The sequence below is a fragment of the Tissierella carlieri genome, from assembly GCF_018917285.1.
Classification (GTDB): domain Bacteria; phylum Bacillota; class Clostridia; order Tissierellales; family Tissierellaceae; genus Tissierella; species Tissierella carlieri.
Map to the genome: position 1 here is coordinate 176,707 of NZ_JAHLOH010000053.1, position 22,562 is coordinate 199,268.

25 protein-coding genes are annotated in these 22,562 nt (G+C 29.2%); 7 read left to right on the forward strand and 18 right to left on the reverse strand.

All coding sequences use genetic code 11. The annotated features are described in order from the left end of the window. Nucleotides 1-26: 26 nt before the first annotated feature. From rny to KQI38_RS19930, 6 genes are all read left to right on the forward strand, one after another. Nucleotides 27-1,628, forward strand: a complete 1,602-nt coding sequence (gene rny / locus KQI38_RS19905; RefSeq protein ID WP_216562583.1) for a ribonuclease Y — start codon at nucleotides 27-29, stop codon at nucleotides 1,626-1,628. Between the two features lie 76 nt (nucleotides 1,629-1,704). Beyond that, complete coding sequence (locus tag KQI38_RS19910; protein ID WP_094900137.1) at nucleotides 1,705-1,965, forward strand: stage V sporulation protein S; 261 nt, start codon at nucleotides 1,705-1,707, stop codon at nucleotides 1,963-1,965. 148 nt (nucleotides 1,966-2,113) lie between these two features. Then, nucleotides 2,114-2,929, forward strand: coding sequence for a PHP domain-containing protein (locus KQI38_RS19915; protein ID WP_216562585.1), 816 nt, complete (start codon nucleotides 2,114-2,116; stop codon nucleotides 2,927-2,929). Further along, complete coding sequence (locus KQI38_RS19920) at nucleotides 2,930-3,313, forward strand: PadR family transcriptional regulator (protein ID WP_216562587.1); 384 nt, start codon at nucleotides 2,930-2,932, stop codon at nucleotides 3,311-3,313. Nucleotides 3,314-3,353: 40 nt separating this feature from the next. Further along, nucleotides 3,354-4,547, forward strand: a complete 1,194-nt coding sequence (locus KQI38_RS19925) for a pyridoxal phosphate-dependent aminotransferase (protein WP_216562589.1) — start codon at nucleotides 3,354-3,356, stop codon at nucleotides 4,545-4,547. Nucleotides 4,548-5,158: 611 nt separating this feature from the next. Beyond that, entirely contained in the window at nucleotides 5,159-6,133 is a 975-nt protein-coding gene (locus KQI38_RS19930) for a tyrosine recombinase XerC (RefSeq protein ID WP_216562591.1), read from the forward strand. A gap of 76 nt (nucleotides 6,134-6,209) precedes the next feature. On the opposite strand, the gene yneA is transcribed toward KQI38_RS19930, so the two are convergent. Beyond that, nucleotides 6,210-6,518, reverse strand: coding sequence for a cell division suppressor protein YneA (yneA, locus tag KQI38_RS19935; RefSeq protein ID WP_216562593.1), 309 nt, complete (start codon nucleotides 6,516-6,518; stop codon nucleotides 6,210-6,212). Between the two features lie 181 nt (nucleotides 6,519-6,699). Between yneA and lexA the strand changes: the two genes are divergently transcribed. Continuing rightward, on the forward strand, nucleotides 6,700-7,317 hold the full coding sequence (gene lexA, locus KQI38_RS19940) for a transcriptional repressor LexA (RefSeq protein WP_094900143.1): 618 nt from the start codon (nucleotides 6,700-6,702) through the stop codon (nucleotides 7,315-7,317). A gap of 139 nt (nucleotides 7,318-7,456) precedes the next feature. Here the strand turns inward: lexA and KQI38_RS19945 are convergent, their stop codons facing one another. The 17 genes from KQI38_RS19945 to KQI38_RS20025 form a co-directional block, all read right to left on the reverse strand. Beyond that, nucleotides 7,457-8,758: a methionine gamma-lyase family protein gene (locus KQI38_RS19945; RefSeq protein ID WP_216562595.1), complete on the reverse strand. Its 1,302-nt coding sequence runs from the start codon at nucleotides 8,756-8,758 to the stop codon at nucleotides 7,457-7,459. 209 nt (nucleotides 8,759-8,967) lie between these two features. Further along, a complete protein-coding gene (hfq, locus tag KQI38_RS19950; RefSeq protein ID WP_216562597.1) occupies nucleotides 8,968-9,189 on the reverse strand; it encodes an RNA chaperone Hfq in 222 nt (73 codons plus the stop codon). A 13-nt stretch (nucleotides 9,190-9,202) separates the two neighbouring features. Further along, on the reverse strand, nucleotides 9,203-10,156 hold the full coding sequence (gene miaA, locus KQI38_RS19955; protein WP_216562599.1) for a tRNA (adenosine(37)-N6)-dimethylallyltransferase MiaA: 954 nt from the start codon (nucleotides 10,154-10,156) through the stop codon (nucleotides 9,203-9,205). Nucleotides 10,157-10,168: 12 nt separating this feature from the next. Next, nucleotides 10,169-12,013 (reverse strand): DNA mismatch repair endonuclease MutL, encoded by a 1,845-nt coding sequence (gene mutL / locus KQI38_RS19960; protein ID WP_216562601.1) that lies wholly within the window; start codon nucleotides 12,011-12,013, stop codon nucleotides 10,169-10,171. Then, complete coding sequence (gene mutS, locus KQI38_RS19965) at nucleotides 12,006-14,627, reverse strand: DNA mismatch repair protein MutS (RefSeq protein ID WP_216562603.1); 2,622 nt, start codon at nucleotides 14,625-14,627, stop codon at nucleotides 12,006-12,008. The genes mutL and mutS overlap by 8 nt, the downstream gene beginning before the upstream one ends. A gap of 30 nt (nucleotides 14,628-14,657) precedes the next feature. Beyond that, nucleotides 14,658-15,992, reverse strand: a complete 1,335-nt coding sequence (miaB, locus tag KQI38_RS19970; RefSeq protein ID WP_216562605.1) for a tRNA (N6-isopentenyl adenosine(37)-C2)-methylthiotransferase MiaB — start codon at nucleotides 15,990-15,992, stop codon at nucleotides 14,658-14,660. Nucleotides 15,993-16,082: 90 nt separating this feature from the next. Beyond that, nucleotides 16,083-16,451 (reverse strand): hypothetical protein, encoded by a 369-nt coding sequence (locus KQI38_RS19975; protein WP_216562607.1) that lies wholly within the window; start codon nucleotides 16,449-16,451, stop codon nucleotides 16,083-16,085. A 145-nt stretch (nucleotides 16,452-16,596) separates the two neighbouring features. Next, nucleotides 16,597-16,890, reverse strand: coding sequence for a hypothetical protein (locus KQI38_RS19980; protein WP_216562609.1), 294 nt, complete (start codon nucleotides 16,888-16,890; stop codon nucleotides 16,597-16,599). A gap of 90 nt (nucleotides 16,891-16,980) precedes the next feature. Beyond that, nucleotides 16,981-17,223 carry a PepSY domain-containing protein gene (locus tag KQI38_RS19985; RefSeq protein WP_216562611.1) on the reverse strand — a complete coding sequence of 81 codons (243 nt, stop codon included), beginning with the start codon at nucleotides 17,221-17,223 and terminating at the stop codon, nucleotides 16,981-16,983. Nucleotides 17,224-17,755: 532 nt separating this feature from the next. Further along, nucleotides 17,756-17,956, reverse strand: a complete 201-nt coding sequence (locus KQI38_RS19990; protein WP_216562613.1) for a helix-turn-helix transcriptional regulator — start codon at nucleotides 17,954-17,956, stop codon at nucleotides 17,756-17,758. A gap of 1 nt (nucleotide 17,957) precedes the next feature. Beyond that, complete coding sequence (locus tag KQI38_RS19995; protein WP_216562615.1) at nucleotides 17,958-18,308, reverse strand: DUF3796 domain-containing protein; 351 nt, start codon at nucleotides 18,306-18,308, stop codon at nucleotides 17,958-17,960. 203 nt (nucleotides 18,309-18,511) lie between these two features. After that, nucleotides 18,512-19,024 (reverse strand): NUDIX domain-containing protein, encoded by a 513-nt coding sequence (locus KQI38_RS20000; protein ID WP_216562617.1) that lies wholly within the window; start codon nucleotides 19,022-19,024, stop codon nucleotides 18,512-18,514. Nucleotides 19,025-19,715: 691 nt separating this feature from the next. Further along, nucleotides 19,716-19,871 carry a hypothetical protein gene (locus KQI38_RS20005; RefSeq protein ID WP_216562619.1) on the reverse strand — a complete coding sequence of 52 codons (156 nt, stop codon included), beginning with the start codon at nucleotides 19,869-19,871 and terminating at the stop codon, nucleotides 19,716-19,718. 104 nt (nucleotides 19,872-19,975) lie between these two features. Continuing rightward, nucleotides 19,976-20,635, reverse strand: coding sequence for a hypothetical protein (locus KQI38_RS20010; RefSeq protein WP_216562620.1), 660 nt, complete (start codon nucleotides 20,633-20,635; stop codon nucleotides 19,976-19,978). A gap of 515 nt (nucleotides 20,636-21,150) precedes the next feature. After that, nucleotides 21,151-21,423: a hypothetical protein gene (locus tag KQI38_RS20015; RefSeq protein ID WP_216562622.1), complete on the reverse strand. Its 273-nt coding sequence runs from the start codon at nucleotides 21,421-21,423 to the stop codon at nucleotides 21,151-21,153. After that, complete coding sequence (locus tag KQI38_RS20020) at nucleotides 21,416-21,862, reverse strand: hypothetical protein (protein WP_216562624.1); 447 nt, start codon at nucleotides 21,860-21,862, stop codon at nucleotides 21,416-21,418. The genes KQI38_RS20015 and KQI38_RS20020 overlap by 8 nt, the downstream gene beginning before the upstream one ends. Before the next feature lie 54 nt (nucleotides 21,863-21,916). Then, complete coding sequence (locus KQI38_RS20025) at nucleotides 21,917-22,102, reverse strand: hypothetical protein (protein WP_216562626.1); 186 nt, start codon at nucleotides 22,100-22,102, stop codon at nucleotides 21,917-21,919. Nucleotides 22,103-22,562: the final 460 nt, after the last annotated feature.

Consider the following 22,562-nt stretch of genomic DNA (forward strand, 5'->3'; position numbering starts at 1 on the left):
ATTTCAATTTTTTAAGCTTGTATCATATGCTTATATTTAATGAAAATGAAAATGCAGTATGGAACTTGAAAATTTTATACAATTGGAGGTGTTTAGTTATTGAAGCTTTAATTGCAATTCTAGGAGCAATTATTGGAATTCTCATTGGTTATTTTATAAGAAAGACTATTGGAGAAGGTAAGATAAATAATGCTGAAGAGTTAGCTAAAAAAATCATTGAAGATGCTGAAAAAGATGGAGAAGCTCGCAAAAAAGAGCTTTTATTAGAAGTAAAAGAAGAGATCCATAAACTTAGAAATGAAGCAGAAAGAGAGAATCGTGAACGAAGAAACGAACTTCAAAAACTTGAAAGACGAATTCTCAATAAAGAAGAGAGTATTGATAGAAAAAGCGATGCAATCGAAAGAAAAGAAGAACTATTAGCTAAAAAACTTAAAGAAGTTGAAGATAAGGAAGCTCTGATAGATGATATTTATAAAAATCAAGTATTAGAGTTAGAAAGACTTTCTGGTTTAACATCCGAAGAAGCAAAGGAATTATTATTAGATGAAATTAGAAAAGAAATAGTTCATGAATCTGCTATTATGATTAAGGAAATGGAAAATAGAGCTAAAGAAGAAGCTGATAAAAAAGCTAGAGAAATAATATCTACAGCAATACAAAAATGTGCAGCTGATCACGTAGCTGAAACTACAGTTACAGTTGTGGCTCTTCCAAACGATGAAATGAAGGGTAGAATTATTGGAAGAGAGGGAAGAAATATTAGAACTCTCGAAACCTTAACTGGAATAGATTTAATTATTGATGATACTCCTGAAGCAGTAGTTCTGTCAGGATTTGATCCTGTAAGAAGAGAGGTTGCTAGAATTGCCTTAGAAAAACTTATAGTAGATGGCAGAATACATCCTGCTCGAATCGAAGAAATGGTAGAGAAATCGAAAAAAGAAGTAGACAATATTATTCGTGAAGAAGGTGAACAAGCTGCTTTTGATGCAGGTGTTCATGGAATTCATCCAGAATTAATTAAGCTTCTAGGTAGATTAAAGTATAGAACAAGCTACGGACAAAATGTATTAAAGCATTCTGTTGAAGTAGCACATCTTGCAGGTATAATGGCTGCAGAGCTAGGAGCTGATGTAAAAATAGCAAAAAGAGCAGGTTTACTACACGACTTAGGAAAAGCTGTGGATCATGAAGTAGAAGGTCCTCATGTTGATATTGGAGTAGACTTAGCTAGAAGATATAAAGAATCTAAAGAAGTATTACATGGTATTGCTGCTCATCATGGTGATTGTGAACCACAAACTGTCGAAGCTGTTTTAGTACAAGCAGCTGATGCTATATCTGCTGCAAGACCAGGTGCTAGAAGAGAAACACTTGAAGCTTATATAAAGAGATTACAAAAACTTGAGGAGATAGCAAATTCTTTTGATGGAGTAGAAAGATCTTATGCAATTCAAGCAGGGCGTGAAATTAGAATCTTAGTAAAACCTGATGAAATTTCAGAAAATCATATAATCCATACAGCTAGAGATATTGTAAAAAGAATTGAAGCTGAGTTGGATTATCCAGGTCAGATAAAGGTAAATGTAATCCGAGAAACTAGGGCTATTGAATACGCCAAATAATAATTTTTTAAATAAACGGTAATTAAATAATATAAAAAGATATATTTAAAAAATTTAGTTAGAGGGGGCTATTTTAATGGATGTATTAAAAGTATCAGCAAAATCAAGTCCAAATTCTGTTGCAGGGGCATTAGCAGGAGTCTTAAGGGAAAAAGGTGCTGCTGAAATTCAAGCAATAGGAGCAGGTGCTTTAAATCAAGCCGTAAAAGCAGTAGCAATCGCAAGAGGATTTGTTGCTCCAAGTGGAATCGATCTTATTTGTATACCAGCCTTCACAGATATAATAATAGATGGTGAAGAAAGGACAGCTATAAAGCTAATTATTGAACCAAGATAATATTATAAAAAACCTGCCGTGCTGGCAGGTTTTTTATAATCTATTTTTATAATTTATAGTAAAGTTCTCACTTTATTATTTTGTTAATTTGTATAATCTTATTTAGGTGTTGCAAATACTAATACATTATATTGTAAGGAGGGATTCAATGATCTTTGATTTACATGTGCATACAAATAATTCAGATGGACTGTTTTCTCCAGAGAAAGTAATTGATTTAGCGGTTAAACAAGGTCTAAATGGAATAGCAATCACTGATCATGATACTATAACTGGAATCGAAGCAGCTATTGACTACAGTAATAACTATGATAATTTTAGAATTATACCAGGTATTGAATTTGGTTGCGTATTCAACAATGAGGAAGTACATATACTAGGATATTTCATAGATTACAAAGCTCCAAATCTTATTAAAATAACTAATGAATTAAGGCAATCAAGATTAACTAGAGGAATAGAAATGGTGGGAAAACTTAATCAACTAGGATTAGATCTTTCGATAGAAGAAGTTAAAAAGTTTTCAGGAGAAAAATATATTGGTAGGCCTCATATAGCAAGGGCACTAATTAAAAAAGGTTATATAGCTGATATTCCAGAAGCATTTTCTAAATACTTAGATAGGGGTAAACCAGCATATGTTGAAAGGTATAAAATAACTATTGGCGAAACTATATCTTTGATAAAAGCTATTGGTGGAATTGCAATTTTAGCTCATCCCGGTATTTTAAAGGATAAAAGTATTATTGATTATTGTATTTCATTAGGTATAGATGGGTTAGAATGCATACATTCAAAGCACACAAATGATGATACTAATTCTTTGATTAGTAAAGCAAAGTCAAATAATTTGATAGTTACAGGTGGCTCAGATTTTCATGGAGACTTAATAGATAAAGACTTACTATTAGGTAAATATTTTGTTGATATCGATACTATTCCAGAGTTTAAGGAGAGGATATAAATGACTATTTATAAAGGAGAAAGGCAGAGACAATTTCCTACAAAAATAAGTACAACTTCTTTTGTAAAACTTTATATATTACATCTACTAAACGAGAAATCTTATTATGGTAATAAAATAAAAGATGAAATAAAGAGTAGGCTGAGTAATAGATGGGAACCAAGCCCTGGAATGATATATCCTCTTCTTAGAGAATTAGAATCGGAAGGATATATTGAAGGATGGTGGGATGAACCCGAGAAAAGATCAATAAGAAGGTATAGAATAACTGACGAGGGAATAAGACATTACAAAATATTATTGTTACAAAATAAAACTTCCTTCGAAGATTCTTTACTTATTGTTAAAAATGTGTTAAAAGATATATATGGAGAAAAAATATAATTATATAAAACAAAATACTATTGTGGAGGTATGATTATTTATGAACTTTAATTTATCAGCAAAAGGGTTAAGGATTGCCCCTTCAATTACATTGGAGATTACGGCAAAAGCAAAGGCTATGAAGGATTCTGGAATAGATGTTATTAGTTTTGGGGCTGGCGAACCAGATTTTAACACACCAGAAAATATTCAACAAGAAGGTATTAGAGCAATAAAAGAAGGTCTAACTAGATATACTCCAGCTTCTGGAATAGTCGAATTAAAAAAAGCTGTATGTGAAAAATTTAAAATAGATAATGGTCTAGAATATAAACCAAGTAATATTATAATATCTAGTGGTGCAAAGCATTCTATACATAATGCTTTAATGGCAATATTAAATCCAGGGGATGAAGTTATATTTGCTGTTCCATATTGGGTAAGTTATCCAGAACTAGTGAGTCTAGCTGATGGAGTTCCTGTTTGTATAGAAACAAAGGAAGAAAATGATTTTAAATTCAATGTAGAGGATTTAAATAAAGTTTTAACTGATAAAACTAAAGCAATTATATTAAATAGTCCTAGTAATCCAACAGGCTCCATTTATTCTGAAGAAGAGTTAAGAGCTATAGCTGAATGGGCTGTTAAAAATAATATTTTCGTTATCTCTGATGAAATATATGAAAAATTAATTTATGATGATAATAAACATGTTTGCATTGCTTCCTTCAATGAAGAAATAAAGAGATTAACAATAGTTATTAATGGTATGTCAAAATCCCATGCCATGACCGGATGGAGAATTGGGTATGCAGCTGCTCATGAAGAAATAATTAAAGTAATGAGCAATATTCAAAGTCATGCAACATCTAATCCATGTTCTATATCTCAATACGCAAGTGTTGAAGGTCTTTCAGGAGATCAAGGCAGTGTAGAAGAAATGAAAAAGCATTTCGTGGAAAGAAGAAATTATATGGCTGAAACAATAAATTCAATTAAAGGATTAAGTTGTAGAAAGCCTCAGGGTGCTTTTTATATAATGGTTAACTTTACACAATTATTAGGAAAAACTGTGAAGGGTAAAGTAATAAATTCATCTTTAGATTTTGCTAACCTATTACTTGATGAAGGTAAGGTAGCGGTAGTTCCAGGAATTGCCTTTGGAGACGATAAATATGTAAGATTATCTTATGCAACATCTATGGAAAACATAAAAAATGGATTAGAAAGAATTAAGCAGATAGTAGAGGAATAAAAATAAATTCAATAGCAGGTAAAGGTTAACATAATGTATTTATGTTAACCTTTTTTTATTTTCTCTTCGTCTTATCGAATTAAGTATACATAATTTAATTATGTATACTTAATTCGATTCATCAATCCAACAAACTGATCAGCGTAATATACTCACAGTCAATCAAAATAATTTTAGCAGGATAATGAATATCAAGCTCAAATTTATATATTTAAATTAATTTTTTATACAGCTTAAATTTTTGACCTTGTAGGATCGTTTCTAAGCTCTTTGAAAAGCATAACCAATGTATTTGTGTGAACTTTAATTAAAATCAGTTATACGACCTCATCAGTGATCTTCAGCTTCAAATTGTATGTTTTACTGTTCCTAATTTGATTAAATAGCTTATTTTTAGATAAAATGCGGATTAATATATAATTTGTTTTATATTTATATATTCGAGAACGGAAATATATAAAATATTTGTTTCAAAATCATATTATATGTAGAAAAATAATTATATTATTTAAAAAGTTATTTAAATTGATTTTTGGATAATTTTGGTGTAAAATATTATTAGTCACAAAATAACTATTTTGTGACTAATATAGTGTGAAAAGAGGGACATAATGAAAGATATACCGTTAATCCTAGAAGATTACTTAAATTATATGGAAACCATTAAAGGAGCTTCCCCCAATACTGTAAAAGAATATTTTTTTGACTTGAGAACATTTTTTAGATTTATCAAATTGAGATATAAACTTGTTGATCATGATCAGCCATTTGACGAAATTAACATCTCAGATGTCGAGCTAGATTTAATTAAAAAACTAAGCATTCAAGATCTACACGCCTATATCTCATACGCAGATAAAAAACGAGATAATAAGAACTTTACCAAATCTAGAAAGGTTGCATCCCTTAGATCTTTCTTTGATTATCTCTATTCCATAATAAACGTAATAGAGAAAAATCCTGCTGAAGCTTTAGAGTTTCCAAAAAGAGATAATAGACATCCTTCTTATCTTACTTTGGAACAATCGGAGCTACTATTAAATATAGTGTTAGAAAACAATAATGAGGAATATCGAAAAAGAGATTATGCAATAATTATGCTATTTTTAAATTGTGGCCTACGACTATCAGAATTATCTAGCATGGATATTGATAAAATTAAAGATAGTGATACTTTATCTATTATCGGAAAAGGAAACAAGGAAAGAACCATTTTCTTAAATGATGCTTGCATATCGGCCATAGAAGAATATTTAAAGGTTAGGCCTAAAAATCCAATAGATGAAAAAGCTATGTTTATAAGTAAGAGAAAAAATAGAATGAGCAATCGAGCTATACAGCACATGATTGATAAATATTTGGAAAAAGCCGGATTAGATACTTCTATATATTCTACCCATAAACTAAGACATACAGCAGCTACATTGATGTATAAATATGGCAATGTAGATATTAGAGCCTTACAAGAGATTTTAGGACATGAATCAGTATCCACAACCCAAATATATACTCATATCGATAATGAAAGACTAAGAGATGCAGTAAAAAGTAATCCATTATCTACTAGGACCAATAAAAAGAATTGAGAATATATTCTCAATTCTTTTTTCTATCAAGTCATTTATTTTAAGTAAGTTAACATATTATTTTTATGTCAACTTATTATTTATTTGTAATTGGAATTTTTATCATATCTCCAGGATATATGTATGAATTATCCATTCCATTAAATTCTTTAATATCATATATCATCTTCCTTATATCTGTTTTTTCTGGAAGATAGTTTGAAGCAATATTCCATAGCGTGTCCCCTTCCACTACCTCAATTTCCCTATAGTTAACTCTATATACCGAACTATGAGCTTTATTATTTAATAGTAAAGTAAATAATAGGATTGATATAACTGCAAATACAGATGTAATAAAAAAGTAAAATCTTCTTTTGTTAACTATCTTATATCTCTTCTTCATAACAGCACCTCGCACATTAGTTCTGAACAACCGTTCTAAATACATTCTACACAAACATAGGTTCCTTGTCAACAGTTTTTTCCAAAAAAATCGAACCTTTGTTTGAAATATTTTTACTTATATGATATAATAAATAAAAAATCAGTATTATTATTAATTATATGAATGAGGGGTGTATTTTATGTACGAAGACTTAACTCAGAAACAAATTGAAATTTTATTATATATAAAATCAGAGGTTCAAAGGCAAGGTTACCCACCAGCTGTTAGGGATATTTGTAAAGGTGTTAATCTAAAGTCTACTTCAACAGTTCATAGTCATTTAGAAAAACTTGAAGCCAAAGGTTATATTAGAAAAGATCCTACGAAGCCAAGAGCTATCGAAATACTTGATAAAAATGATGATTTTTTATTGACTTCTAAAAAAACTGTCGATATACCTATTTTAGGAAAAGTAACTGCTGGCACTCCAATCTTAGCCGTAGAAAATATCGAAGATACTTATCCTGTACCATTAGAATTGGTAGAAGGTCATGATGTATTTATGCTTAAAATTCAAGGTGAAAGTATGATTGATGCAGGAATCCTAGATGGAGATCTAGTTTTAGTAAGAGAGCAGAAAGCTGCATTAAACGGCGACATTGTAGTAGCTTTACTAGAAGACGAAGCTACAGTTAAGAGATTTTTCAAAGAAAAGGATAAAATAAGATTACAGCCTGAAAATCAATTTATGGAACCCATATATACTAAAGATGTATCTATTCTAGGAAAGGTCATCGGATTATTTAGAAAGATTTAAAATATAAATACCTTAATTAAAAAAGAAGGAATATATTATTAATAATATATTCCTTCTTTTTTAATTAAATTATTAGCACAAATATCTCATTATTATCCCCTTAGCAAATAAAGCTTTACGGTTAATAATTGCTCTAATGTTATAGCATCCTACTTATATCAATTAAATTTTCTCTATATAAATTATTTAAAGATTTCATGGCGCCTAGCTTGCAGTGTTCATATGTTAGACCGCCTTGATAGTATGCAAAATAAGGCTCTCTTATTGGTCCATCAGCACTAAGTTCAATAGATGATCCTTCTATAAAACCACCAGCTGCCATAATAACTTTATCTTCATATCCAGGCATATCCCAAGCCTCAGGAATAACATATGAATCTACCACAGAAGCAGCTTGAATCCCTCTACAGAACTCAATGACCCTCTCAGGGGTATTTAGCTGTACCCCTTGAATTATGTCAGACCTTAAATCATTAACATCAGGAACCACATTAAATCCTAATTCCTTATATACAACCGCCACCAACAACGCGCCTTTAACTGCCTCTGATACTATATGAGGAGCCAAAAAAAGACCTTGCAATGTAGATCTTGTAGTACCGAATGTAAGTCCACACTCTTTTCCAAGTCCTGGGGCTGTTAGTCTATTAGCCACTTGTTCTACTAAACTAGATTTACCTACAATATATCCTCCTGATAAAGCAATTCCACCCCCTGGATTCTTTATCAAAGAGCCTGCCATAATATCAGCTCCTACCTCCGTTGGTTCTCTAAATTCAAGAAATTCTCCATAACAGTTATCAACCATAATAATCACATTTTTGTTATACTCTCTAATATTTTTAATTGCAATTTCAATTTCTTCAATTGTTAATGCTCTTCTATCACTATATCCAGTAGATCTTTGGATCATAAGTATTTTTGTATCTTGAGATATGTTTTTTATCACTTCTTCAATGTCTATAGTATTCCCTTTTAGAGGAATTTCTTTATATTTAACTCCATATTCCATTAAAGTACCAGACATATCACCTTTAACTCCTATTACCTTTTGAAGAGTATCATAAGGAGCCCCTGTTATGGCTATAAGCTCATCACCAGGCCTTAAAAGTCCAGAGAGTGTTAAGGTAAGAGCATGGGTCCCTGAAGCGATAGCAGGCCTAACTAGAGCATCCTCTGCACTAAACACATTGGCATATATTTGCTCTACTTTATCTCTTCCAATATCTCCATATCCATATCCAGTTGTCCAGTTAAAGTCTGTAGATGACAATCTGCATTCTTGCATTGCATTTATAACCTTATATTGATTATATTCCTTAATCTCATCAATTTTACTAAACTTATTTAAAATTAATTTTTCTTTTTCATTAATAAATTCAATAATTTCTTTATCTAAATCAAATTGTTTACATAATCTATTTATAGTTAACTCATTCATCTTATTTCACCTTTCTATTTTATAAAATACAAAAGCCCCTGATAAATTCAGAGACATTTGCAAAACTAAAAATATTTAAATTAAAGAGGCCTTATATGGGACCTTAATATATCTAATATATTAAGGAAGCCTTTTTTGAAATCCATATACGAAAAAATTCTAATTAAAAAACTTGTAAAAAAGAGAACTTTCCTATGGATTATAAAAAATTAGTTATCTAAGTCTATCTGCTTCATAGGTATTATTGTTGAAATAGCGTGTTTATATATTAATTGTTGTTTCTCTTCGCTTTCCAAAATTATAGTATAATTATCAAATCCTTTTACTTGACCTTTTATTTGATAACCATTGACTAAGAATATTGTTATTCCTATTCCATCTCTACGAGCTTTGTTTAAAAATACATCTTGTAAGTTTATATTTTGCTTCACCTATATCCCTCCCTTATTTATTAATTATAATCTTATCTTTAGAATAGTCAATTATATATTGGGTTAAATTATCAAGACTAAAAAATTCATCTACATTCACCCATTTAATTCTATTATCTCTTCTAAACCATGTCAATTGTCTTTTAGCATAATTCCTTGTACCCTGTTTAATCATTTCTATGGATTTATCCAAAGAAATACTATCTTCTAAGTACATGATAATTTCTTTATATCCAATGCCTTGCATAGATACAAGTTCCTTACTATAACCCATCGATAAAAGTTTTTTTACTTCCTCCATAAGCCCTTCTTCAATCATTATATCTACTCTAAGATTTATTCTATTATATAATTCCTTCCTATCCATATTTAACCCAATCATTACTAAATTATAATCTTCTACTGGCCTTCTAAAATTCTCATTATACTCAGACATTGGCTTACCTGTCATTTCAAATATTTCTATTGCCCTGATTATTCTTTTTCTATCATTAACGCTTATTTTCTCAGCGCTTTTCACATCTATTCTCTGTAGTTCTTGATGTAAATATTCATTTCCATATTTATCTCCTAGAGATTCAAGTTTATTCCTAATCTCATCATTTGGTGCTACTTGAGTGAAATTTAGATTATATACTAGTGAATTAATATATAATCCTGTTCCTCCTACGACAATAGGAATCTTATTTTTACTATTTATATCCCTAATCAACTTAATTGCACTATCTTTAAAGTTTGCTACGGTAAAATCTTCATTGGGCAATACTATATCTATTAAATGATGAGGAATATCATCCATTTCTTTTTTAGTAATTTTAGCTGATCCTATATCCATATATTTATATATTTGCATAGAATCAGCTGAGATGATTTCCCCATTCATTTTTTTTGCTAATTCAATAGATAAAGCAGTCTTTCCAATAGCTGTTGGTCCTATTAAAATAAACAAATTATCTTTATTCTTCATTCTATCATCCTTTTACATAATCCTTAAAAAGGCCTTTTCTATATCTGTCTTACTCATTTCTAAAACTGTTGGTCTACCATGAGGGCAGCTATGAGGATTATTACACTTTTTCAGCTGCTCAAATAAACTAAACATCTCAATTTCACTCATATGATCTCCACTTTTAACAGCCTTGGTACAGGCTATTTTCATGATCTTCTCCAATTTAGTATCATAATTGCTTTTAATATTATTAATATTATCAAGTAAATCATAAAATAATTCTCTAATATTTGGCACTCCAAAGATTAAAGGAACAGATCGTATAACTACACTATTGTTTCCAAACTCTTCAATATCAAATCCCAGCTTTCTAAAAATCGATACATTTTCTAGAAAATCATTCATTTCTGAATTTGTTAATTCTGCAATCTCTGGAACTAAAAGTTGTTGTGCAATTATATTTTCATTGCTATATTCTCCTAAATATTTTTCATACATAACCCTTTCATGAGCTGCATGCTGATCAATAAAATATAATTTTTCATCAACTTTATCCTCAGCAAGTATATAGGTGTTAAAGATTACTCCTATTGGTTCTATGTCTGAAAGAATATTTTTAATATCAGCAGGACTGTCATCAACAATATTTTCCTTAGAGGGGATTGCCTCCCTGCCAATATCTTCTCTAATTAACAATTCATTTTCTAATCTCATACTAGATTCATGAGGTTCATTTAGCTTTTTTTCTTCAAATATTGTTTTATGAGTAAAGTCCTTAACTATAATATCATCTTGTATATTAGCATTAGTATTCATAAACAATAGTGGAGGTTTTTCTTCCTTAATTTTTTCCTTAGTCTCCTTAAAACCTACTTTGGGTACAGATAATGAAGGATATAATGTGTCCTTTACTGCTTTATCTATTACTGAAAATATCTCGGATTGATTAACAAATTTAATCTCTTGTTTAGTGGGATGTATATTTACGTCTATAGTACTAGGGTCCAGTTCTATAAAAAGAATAAAACAAGGAAATCTATTTAGTGGAATGAGAGATTTATAGTGATTTTCTATAGTATTCGATATATTAATATTATTTATATATCTTCCATTAATATAAATATACTGATGATTTCTATTACTTCTATATAGATTATTATTAGATATATATCCATGAAGATGAATCCCATATTCTTCAAAATCAATTTGGGTTAAATTACTAGAAAACTCCTTCCCTAATATGCTATATATATGTGTTTTCATATCATTATTTTTCGAAGTCTTTAAAACTACTTTATCATCTCGTATAAATTTAAATGAAGTATTTAAATTTCCAAGAGCTACCTTATATACTATATCAGAGATTTGATTAGATTCAACCAAATCTGATTTTAAAAATTCTTTTCTAACGGGCAGGTTATAAAATAAATCTTTTACGATAAGTGTAGTACCTTTGGGACATCCTATAACTTCTTTAGATTTAATTTCCCCTTCTTCAACTATAGCATGAATACCTCCTATTGCATTACTAGTTTTAGTCATAACTTCCACCTTTGAAACATGAGATATACTTGCTAAAGCTTCCCCTCTAAATCCTAGAGATCTTATTCTATATAAATCTTCGATAGTAGATAGCTTTGATGTTGAATGTCTTTTAAAAGCTAAGTTCAAATCCTCATCCTCAATACCATCTCCATCATCTGTAACTCGAATATAAGATTTTCCACCATTCTTAATTTCAATTGTTATATTTTCTGAATTAGCATCTAGAGAATTCTCTATTAATTCTTTAACTATAGATAATGGCCTTTCAATAACTTCTCCTGCAGCGATCTTCTGTATAGTTATATTATCTAATAGTCTAATCTTACCCATTATTATCTCCCCTTAGTTTTTTTGCATCCTCTTTTAAATTGTAAAGGATGTTTAAGGCATCCCTAGGCGTGATACTATCTATATCTAAGTTTAAAACCTTATCAAGATAATAATCTTTCTTATAATCTATTAAATTTAATTGTTTAGGTTCTTCTTTAGGTACATTATTAATATTAATTTGATGATTACCTTCAATCAATGACAATATCTCATTAGCTCTATCAATAACATCTCTATTTATCCCAGCTAATTTAGCAACTTCTATTCCATAAGATCTATTAGTACTACCTTCAACTATTTTTCTTAAAAATACAATTTGATCTCCTTTTTCTTCTGCAGCTATTGTTAAATTCTTTATACCTTTATTTTTTGCTTGAAGCTGAGTTAATTCATGATAATGAGTTGCAAATAGGGTTTTTGCTTTTATAACATTGGTAATATGCTCTACTATAGCCCATGCTATACTTAAACCGTCATAGGTACTTGTACCTCTTCCTACTTCATCTAAAATAATTAAACTATTCTTAGTAGCAGATCTTATTATATTAGACACCTCATTCATTTCAACCATAAATGTACTCTCACCTTGAGAAAGGTTATCTGCTGCCCCAATTCTAGTAAATATTCTATCTACTATGGATATATCTGCACTACTTGCTGGTACAAATGCACCTATATGAGCTAAAAGAGTAATAATAGCAACTTGTCTCATATAAGTAGATTTACCAGCCATATTTGGACCAGTAATTATCTGCACCATATTATTTTTTGTATCTAAGTAGGTATCATTAGGTATAAATAAATTACTTTCAATATTGTTTTCTACTACGGGATGTCTTCCATCTATAATATGAATTATTCCCTTTTTATTGAAATTAGGTTTAACAAAATTCAATTTATATGCCACTTGAGCAAAAGCATTTAATACGTCAACTTGAGAAATTATCCTACTTGCATTTTGGATTCGTTCAATATTTTTCTTGACTTCATTTCTAATATCACTAAAAATTTGGTATTCTAAATCTAAAGATTTAACTTCAGCACCTAATATCTTATCTTCCATATTTTTTAATTCTTCAGTATAATATCGTTCAGAATTAGTTAAGGTCTGTTTTCTAATAAAATAATCAGGAACCGAAGGAATATTAGATTTAGTAACCTCAAAATAGTATCCGTAGATTTTATTAAATCCTATTTTTAAATTTTTAATACCAGTCTTTTCTCTTTCCTTAGATTCTAAAGTTGCAAGCCATTCCTTTCCGCTTAAGCAAGCTTCTCTAATTTCATCTAATTCAGAATCATAACCTTCCTTTATTAGTCCACCATCTTTTAGAGATATAGGAGGATTTTCATTAATTCCCTTCTCTAATAATAAGTAAATATCCTCTAATGTATCAAGACTAATCCCCATATTGCCTAATTCTATGTTATCACAGTTTTTTAATATTCCCCTAAAATCTGGTAAAACAGAAATTGAAGATTTTAAAGATATTAAATCTCTTGCATTACAATTTCCATTAGATATTTTACTAGCCAGTCTTTCAATATCGTATATTTGACTTAAAATTGATTTAATATCATCCATAATTACAATATTATTAAAAAAGTATTCTACAATACTATTACGCCTTTCTATCTCGGCTATATTTACTAAAGGCTGCTCTAACCATTTCTTCAAAAGTCTTCCACCCATAGATGTAGATGTTTTATCTAATAATCCAATTAAAGCACCCTTCCTATCCTTTTTTATGATTGTTTCATGAATTTCAAGATTTGCTCTAGTGCTTATGTCTAGTATCATATAGTTATTTGGCTTATAATAAGATATGCTGTTAATATGCTCCAGAGAAGACTTTTGAGTTTTATATAGATAATCTATTAATTTACCTGTAGCGATAATAGAATATAATCTATTATTTAATTCTATTTGCTCTAAGGTTTCAACATCAAAATGAATCAAAACTATAGACTTCCAATCTTTATTTGCTATCTCATCTTCTTTATAAATATTAATATATGGATTAATAGTATTTTTCAAAATCTTTAAAATCTTAGTATTTCTGCTAAATACATCATTACATATAATTTCAGATGGGAGTATTTTACCCAGTTCATCTATAAGAAAAGAGTTAATTTCATCTCCTTCTCCTATAAGCTCAGTAGTATACATTTCCCCAGTTGAGTTATCAACATAGGAAATTCCTAGTCCTAGATTATCCAAATAGATAGATACTAAATAATTATTAGATTTTTCATCTAGGATGGCTTGATCTGTTATGGTACCAGGAGTAACAACCTTAACTACATCTCTTTGCACAATCCCCTTGGCTAATGCTGGATCTTCTATCTGTTCACATATAGCTACTTTATATCCTTTTTCAACTAATCTAGATACATATGAATCCGATACATGATGAGGTACTCCACACATAGGAGCCTTTTCACTCATGCCACAGTCCCTTTGAGTTAAGGTTATTTCTAATTCTCTTGAAGCAGTCAAAGCATCATCAAAGAACATTTCATAAAAATCGCCTAATCTAAAGAAGAGTATACAATCTTCATATTGTTTTTTTATACTCATATATTGTTGCATCATTGGTGTTAAATTTTCCAAAAATTTTCCTCCTTTTTAAAGAGAACTATATTAAACTAAACTGCCTTCAAGTGTAAAAGTTTTAACATTTTCAATTTTTACACTTACTATAGAACCTATGAGGTCCTCATTTCCTTTAAAATGCACAAGCTTATTGTTCCTTGATCTCCCTGTTAAGACTTCAGTATTATTTTTACTTACTTCTTCTACTAGCACTTCTAATGTTTTGCCAACTAGTTTTTGATTTAACTCTAAAGCAATTTCGTTCAATGTATCTGTTAATCTTTGAAACCTACTATGTTTCACTTTGTCATCTATTTGATTTTCCATCTTTGCAGCTTTGGTACCTTCTCTAATGGAGTATAGGAAAGTAAAAGCTGAGTCAAATCTTACTTCTTTTACTAATTCTAATGTATCATTAAAATCTTCTTCAGTTTCTCCTGGGAATCCAATAATAATATCTGTTGTAATCGAGATATTTGGAACTAATTTTTTTAGATTGTTGATAATCTTTAAATAGTCTTCTTTAGTGTAATTCCTATTCATTTCTTTTAAAACCTTATTGCTGCCCGATTGAACAGGAAGATGTAAATGTCCGCATAGTCTGTCTAAAGTAGCATAACAATTAATCAATTCATCCGATAAATCTTTAGGATGAGATGTCATAAATCTAATTCTTTCAATACCATCTATTTTATTGATATCCTTTAAGAGATCAGTAAAACTATAGTCAGTTTTTAAAGTTTTGCCATATGAATTCACATTCTGTCCTAATAAAGTAACCTCTTTACATCCATTTTTAGCTAATTCTTCTATCTCCTTAATTATATTTTCTGGATCTCTACTGTTCTCTCTTCCTCTAGTATAAGGTACTATACAATATGTGCAGAAATTGTTACAGCCGTACATAATATTGACAAAGGCCTTATAGGAATATTTTCGATTGGAGTTGATATTTTCGATTATTTCTCTACCGTCTTCAAATATATCAACAATAGTTTCGCCTGTTTGTAAATGATTATTAATCAGTTGTGGTAGTTTATGGATATTATGGGTTCCAAATATTATGTCTACATGTCTATGCTTGGATAATATAACATTCCTAGCCTCTTCTCTTTGCATCATACATCCACAAACTGCAATCATCAAATCAGCTTTCTGCCTTTTTAATTGCTTTAAAGAACCTAAATTTCCGTACACTTTAACTTCTGCATTTTCTCTAACTAAGCAAGTATTATATATTATAAAATCGGCCTCTTCGATATTCTGAGTTTCAATATAGTTCATATTTTCTAATATCCATGAAATTTTTTCCGAATCATGCTCATTCATTTGACAACCGTATGTTTTAATAAAGTAGGTTTTTTGTCCTTTGTTTTCCTTCATTTTTACACCTCATTAATTTTTTTATAATAAGTATATTATATCATAATTATAATCATTATTAAAACCATAAAACAAATAGAGTAGACTAGGTTATCTTTTGTGAATAATGCTGTAGCCACTGTTCCTATTAAAGCTCCTGCCATAATAACTAATCTTATGATTCTCCATGAGTTTTAAAACTCCTTCTTTTCTTTTATCGAAAAGCAATAATATATAAATTCGTAAAAATACTTTAAATTGCAAAAGAAATAGGACCGTTAAGGTCCTAAAACTATCGAAAAAAGGTATTATTTCTATAGATACTTCCTCGCCACGACCAAAGGATCTATTCCCTACAGTACCAACTGAGATTCTACTATTATTACCTACAAAATAATATTCTTTTCTATTACCCTGCTTAGGCTTATTACTACCATCATTGAGTTCTAATTTCTTTTCCTCAGGTAGATTCTCATACATTAATGGTATAACTTTTTTATCTTTGGTTTTAATATATAAGTGTTTCTCTATATTCTCTTTAGAAGATAATTTGATTTCATTATTTTTTGTATTGCTTAATTTCTAATTTACTTCTTCTAAAATATTAAATAACATATTACATCACTTATCTACCTCGTATCCTTCTTTGTTCTTCTGCTAACCATTTTATTCTAAGATTATTTGATATTTCTTTTAATGCTTTTTCGGTTATTGCTGAATCATACTTTTCAAATTCAGAAATAAATATAGATATAAACCCTTGGACTAATTGAAAATCATATATCTTCTCTTTTAATTCTGATAGAAACTTATTATTTTCTCTTACTTCTCTTGTAAGCATAGTATAATCTTTGATATTTCTTGATATACTTTTTTCTATGTTGTAAGCAAAATCTTCAGCAGTTACTTTTGCTCCCATGTTTTACATTAGCCTTACGTTGGAATTATTAATCCAAATTCTTTTAACATCTCAATCATAAAATATCCTCCTCTATACATATATTCGACTTTAATCAAATTCTCTTTCAATTTCAAGTACTTCTCCTGTATTAGCATTTATTTTTACTTCATATACTTCACCAGCAGAAGCTCTTATGGTAATTTCATAAATCAATATACCATTCTCAGTATCTAGTTCAACTTTTAATACTTCTCCTGGAATATATCTTAAGGCAATTTGGATAGCTTCTGTCCCGTTAATTTGATTAATTCTCCCATAATTGTCCCATGAATTACAGTAATTATCTAACATTATATGTCTCTCCTCTTTTAACTTTTATATAATTACTATATTCAATTACTTAAAAATTTGTGTTTTATAATATAAATAAGGTTTATTCCATAATAATTTTAACTGCTATGATTTTATTTGCTTCATCTTTCCTTTATCCCTCTTATAATTTCTCTCCCGCATGCATTCTTTAATGCCATCATAAGCTCCTGTCACTACTATATTTTTATGGCCACGATAAGGGCATGTAATATAATTACCTTGCTTTTCATTAAATCTTACTTCTTCAGATAATAATATAGAGGAATTTATCTCAGGTGGGATTTTAAATCCTCGCTCTATTCAGTTTTTTATGAGACACTTCTCATAGTATATATTTAATATCTCCTTTCCTTTTTTATCGCATCGTACTTCATTTATGATGCTATATAAAAAATACCGCCTATCCATTTCTGAATAATACGGTATCTTTACTAAATATTTAATTTTAATAATTATGACGTTTAATATAAAAAATGTGACATGAAAATTAATAAAGTATAATAATATTAATCTAATCAAATATAAATATTTCTTCAATAGGAGTATTTACTGCTTTCGAAATATCTATAGCAAGTTTTAATGAAGGATTATATTTCCCAGCTTCAAGTCTCATTATTGTCTCTCTTCTTACGCCAACAATATCTGCAAGTTGTTCTTGTGTTAGTTCTTTTAATTGTCTATATCTTTTTAGTTTGCAAATGAATTTAACCATATTATTTTTCCTCTAATATATATAATTTTATACCATATACATTTAACAAAATTGCAGATAACAAGAAAATTAATACCCTAATCAATTCAATATCCCTTACAAGGATGGTAGAACTCCATATAATAGCCACTGCAAGAATAGCTAATGGAGCAATAAAAGCCAATGCTGTTTTCCTATTTTCAATATATCGTTCATCCTCTTTACTTCCACTAATTTTTCCAGTAAAAAAGTTTGCAAAGAAACCAAAAAATCCAATATACGCTAAATCTGATAAATTTCCTGTATAAAAATATAGCAAACTCTTAAATCCCATTAAACCGAAAAACCCAAAATAAAACTGTTTTTTTATCATAATGAAAACCCCCTTTATGATATATATATGTATCATAATGATATATATGCATCACATTGGGTTTCCTTTGTTAATATTATAAAGTGATATATTTCTCACTACTATATTAATAAAAAGATACTAACTAGTTGTTTTATCAATCATTTTCATTACGCTTAATTCTACAACTGTGTCAACTATCTAGTCATTCTTCTCTTTTTCTATTAATCAAATGATACCTTTAAAAGTTCATCTGAATCTGTTATATCAATTGGATGATTTTGATTTGTTAAAGCTGCATCAATGTGCATTTTTAACGATAGGGGTAATACAACATCCTTAGTTTGTTTGAGCTCATTTATAGACCACCATTTATATTTATTAATGACTTCAATTTCATTTTTAGTTAAGTTGTCAATATTTATTTCAACATCGTCAGTCTCAACAACATAATATCTTTCATAATATAAGTTCTGCTCAATGCTCCTCAATTCTGCGTGTATTATTCTGCTAAAAACGCAATTTTTTACATTAACATTTGTTATACCCGTCTCTTCATAAATCTCCCTTTTTACTGCTTCTTCGAAAGTTTCATGTTTTTTGACACCACCTCCCGGGAGCACCCAAAAACCATCAGTAAACTCCTTAGTTGATTTTGAATGGTTATCCAAATATTTAATAAGCAAAACGCTACCCGTATTTCTATTAATAAGTATTCCTCTTGCCGTAAGTCTCAACATTACCCCTCCTCTCCAAAAACAAAAGCGTTCTTATAAACTAATTCACAAATACATACTACTGTTCATTTTACGGCAAAAAATCATTATAAATTACAATATACTTGTGGAAATATCTAGCTGCTTTCAATACCGGGCTTTAAGATTCTTCATCGCAAAGCTCCTCTGGATGACAAAGTCAGATTCCTGAACAAGCTCGGAATGACAACCCTTACGACATCTTTTTCTACTATTATTAGTTACTCATATGGATATTATATGCTAAATATTTTTATTTTCAATACCGTATTATTCAGTTTTCAAGGTTCAGTCTTCATATCTTTATTTCCAATAGTTATTTAAAAGATAAGACAAAAATACCGCATAATTCTTTTCTCAATAATACGGTATTTTTACTAAATATTTGATTTTAATAATTATGACGTTTAATATAAATAAAGGCAACATGGCAACTTCCTAATCTCCTTTTATATCAAATCCTATCTATCTTCCATCAATATCTTCAACCACTAACTCCAATTATGTCTTCTTGAAAAAAGATATAATGCTGCAATACTAACAACAGAACTATCTCTTGAGGATAAATAGATATAATACCATAAATTTAAAAACTCCTTCTTTTTATCCAAGACAATAAAATATGAATTTATAAAGATATTTTTTGTTATAAAAGAAATAGGACCCTAAGATATTATTCTATCATTATGCCTTTCTCCAACTCAATTGACAAAACAGCCATAACTCTTTCTATTACATAAGCTATATAATCCTTTTCATCTTCTATAAATTTCATAATATCTAAAGGACACAATAAGTCTCTAGCTATAAATAATAGGCTTTCTACCATTTATTCTATATCTATAAAACTAATGCTAGTTCTTATTACTGCCATTTTATCGCCTACTTTCTGATATAGAAATAGCATCCTAAATTAAGAATGCTATGCCAATATTATCTTATAGTATATTTATAATTCTGGTTATATATGGTAACAATGGCAATTACAGATTCATCTCCACTTTCCACTTCTCCTGGAACCTCAGCCAAGAAATGTAATATTCCTCTCTTAAGAGGCTCTATTGATGTTATGTTTGTATAAGTAAAGTCACTTCCATTATCTTCTTCTATAGTCGAAAATGTAGAATACTCATATTTATCATTATAGACAATCTTAACAGTAGCAAATTCATCTGCTATCTTTCCAGTTGTTAAAAGACTTTTAATATCTATGACAACATCAAGATAAGTGGTTTTAGGTTCCTTAGCCTCATAGTAGCTATAAAAGCTATCAGGCCTTGGAGGCATAATTTTTTTAGAAAAAGTAGTGCTAGTAATGACGAATTCACAGTAATCATCAATTACAACATTTTGTCCCGTTTCAATAAAAATGGAATCTTCATTCTCTTCTTTATCTCTTTCACTCATTCTTTCTGACTCGGCCTGCTCTCTCCCTTGAACTCCAAGTGCTTCCAACTCTTTCTCAAGGTCTTTGATCTTTAACTCCTGCTCTTTGATTGTATTTTTTAGCAAACTTACATCTTCATTACTGACATTAGTGCATCCAGTTAGTAATAACATAATAATTAAAAAAACTATTAATACTCTTTTCATGATATACACCTCCATATAATATACACCCCATTCATATTACCAGATAACGGAAAACATTTCCAGTTACTTCTTTAACTTGGTTGCTTTCCTTTTTTCATTCTCTACATGATTTTATTATATTTAAACTTACACCTTATTTCTTTGCTATACTTCGGTTTTTTTCCATAAAAAAACACCTCCGAGCAGATAGTCTATTTTAAGTTAATTAGACTGTCTACTTTGGAAGTATCATATTTCAATAGTCATAATGTTACCTCTTTTAATAATATCCTCTAACCATATTATAACATAATTGGAAGTCATTATCTTAGTTATAGATTATGAATTCATTTAAATTAAAAGATTACCATTTATGAGTATATTTGTTTAGACTATAAAAAAACCCCACTAGGCAACTGGTAAAATTTAATGTAAACCCTTATTTAATTTTGACACGTAATACGATATCTAAAAGTTTTTTATACATTTAACTATATTTACATATTTTATTACTATAATTTTATAATAATCTACCTCTATGCCTGTAATTTTTTCATAGTTATAATATTACTAATAATAGTTGTTGTTCCAGCAATTAAAGTACCTAACGGCCATATTTGTTTTTTCATTAATAGTCCAATAATTCCACCTACTATAAGTATAGTTCCAAAACCTAATCCCACTAAACAACCCTTATATTGAATTTTAGAGGATATCTTAGGTATTTCTCCTGTTCTTTCCATTGCTTTTTCTGTTTTAGTTAGTGCTTTTTTTGTTATTTGCAAAAGCTTTTCATTAATATTATTCATTTTTATCCTCCATGATATATGAATGTCTTTTTAAGATTTGTTTAATGAGTTTATCACTTACAATATCAACTCCAAGTTGTTTCATTAACATTTGTAAGAACTTTAATCTACTTAATGTTTCAGAAATATTACGATTAAATAAAACTGGATTTATCCAAATATTAACAAGTAACATGAATATCTCAGCACATTCATTTGGAAACTCTGTATTAATAGAACCATCCTCTATTCCTTCTTGTATTATTTCACTTAAAATGGGCGCATCACTATTAATGCCTGTTTTGATGCCCAAAACTACAAATTGTGGATTTTTTATTTGGCTCATTAGTACATTATCTAAAGAATGCGCCTCTTCATCAGACATAGTAGCTTCTAGTATACGCACAAGTTTTTCTCTACCATTATTCGCTTTTGTATCCTTTATTAATTTTTTTAACATCTGGCCACAACCTATGTGCTTTTAATTGTTCAAAAGCAATTTCTTTAACTAATTTCAATGTTTCTCTTCCAAACCTTTACCTTTATTCGATATTACAATTCTCTTAAATTTAATATTTTGGCTTGGAGCGGTTTTCTCTTCAACTATTACAGATTCTCTTTCAGAATCTACTATAAAATCCAAATCAAATTCTTGAATATCCCTTAGAATCACTAAATCAAATTCTTCCATATTTCTCATAATTATCCCACTTAGAGTTAGTTCATACTACTTGTTAATTTATATTACTTATTAATTTGCCAATACGACTATAAAAAACCATGGCATGTTTGCTTGAGTAATTTTAATTTACATAGGTAACATTTTTCCAGCTGATTTTTCTTTCTTTTATAAAATCTTCTCCTAGAAATATATTCTATAAATATTTGTTGAATCCTTCTCCATATAAATAAATATAATGAGTCGATAAAAATATGTAATTATATTTTTATGTTTGTCTCACATAATTTAATTAAATTAATATAATGGTATTAAGCGTTAGACATGCTTTGCTAACAGCTTATCCTTTTCACTCCAATAGAAATCGAGTAGGAGGTAAATAATTATTTTATTTACCGTCCTCTCACACCACCAAGCATACCGTTCGGTACTCGGCGGTTCATTAAGACAGTCTAAATTTATCATACTGTGAAGATACACT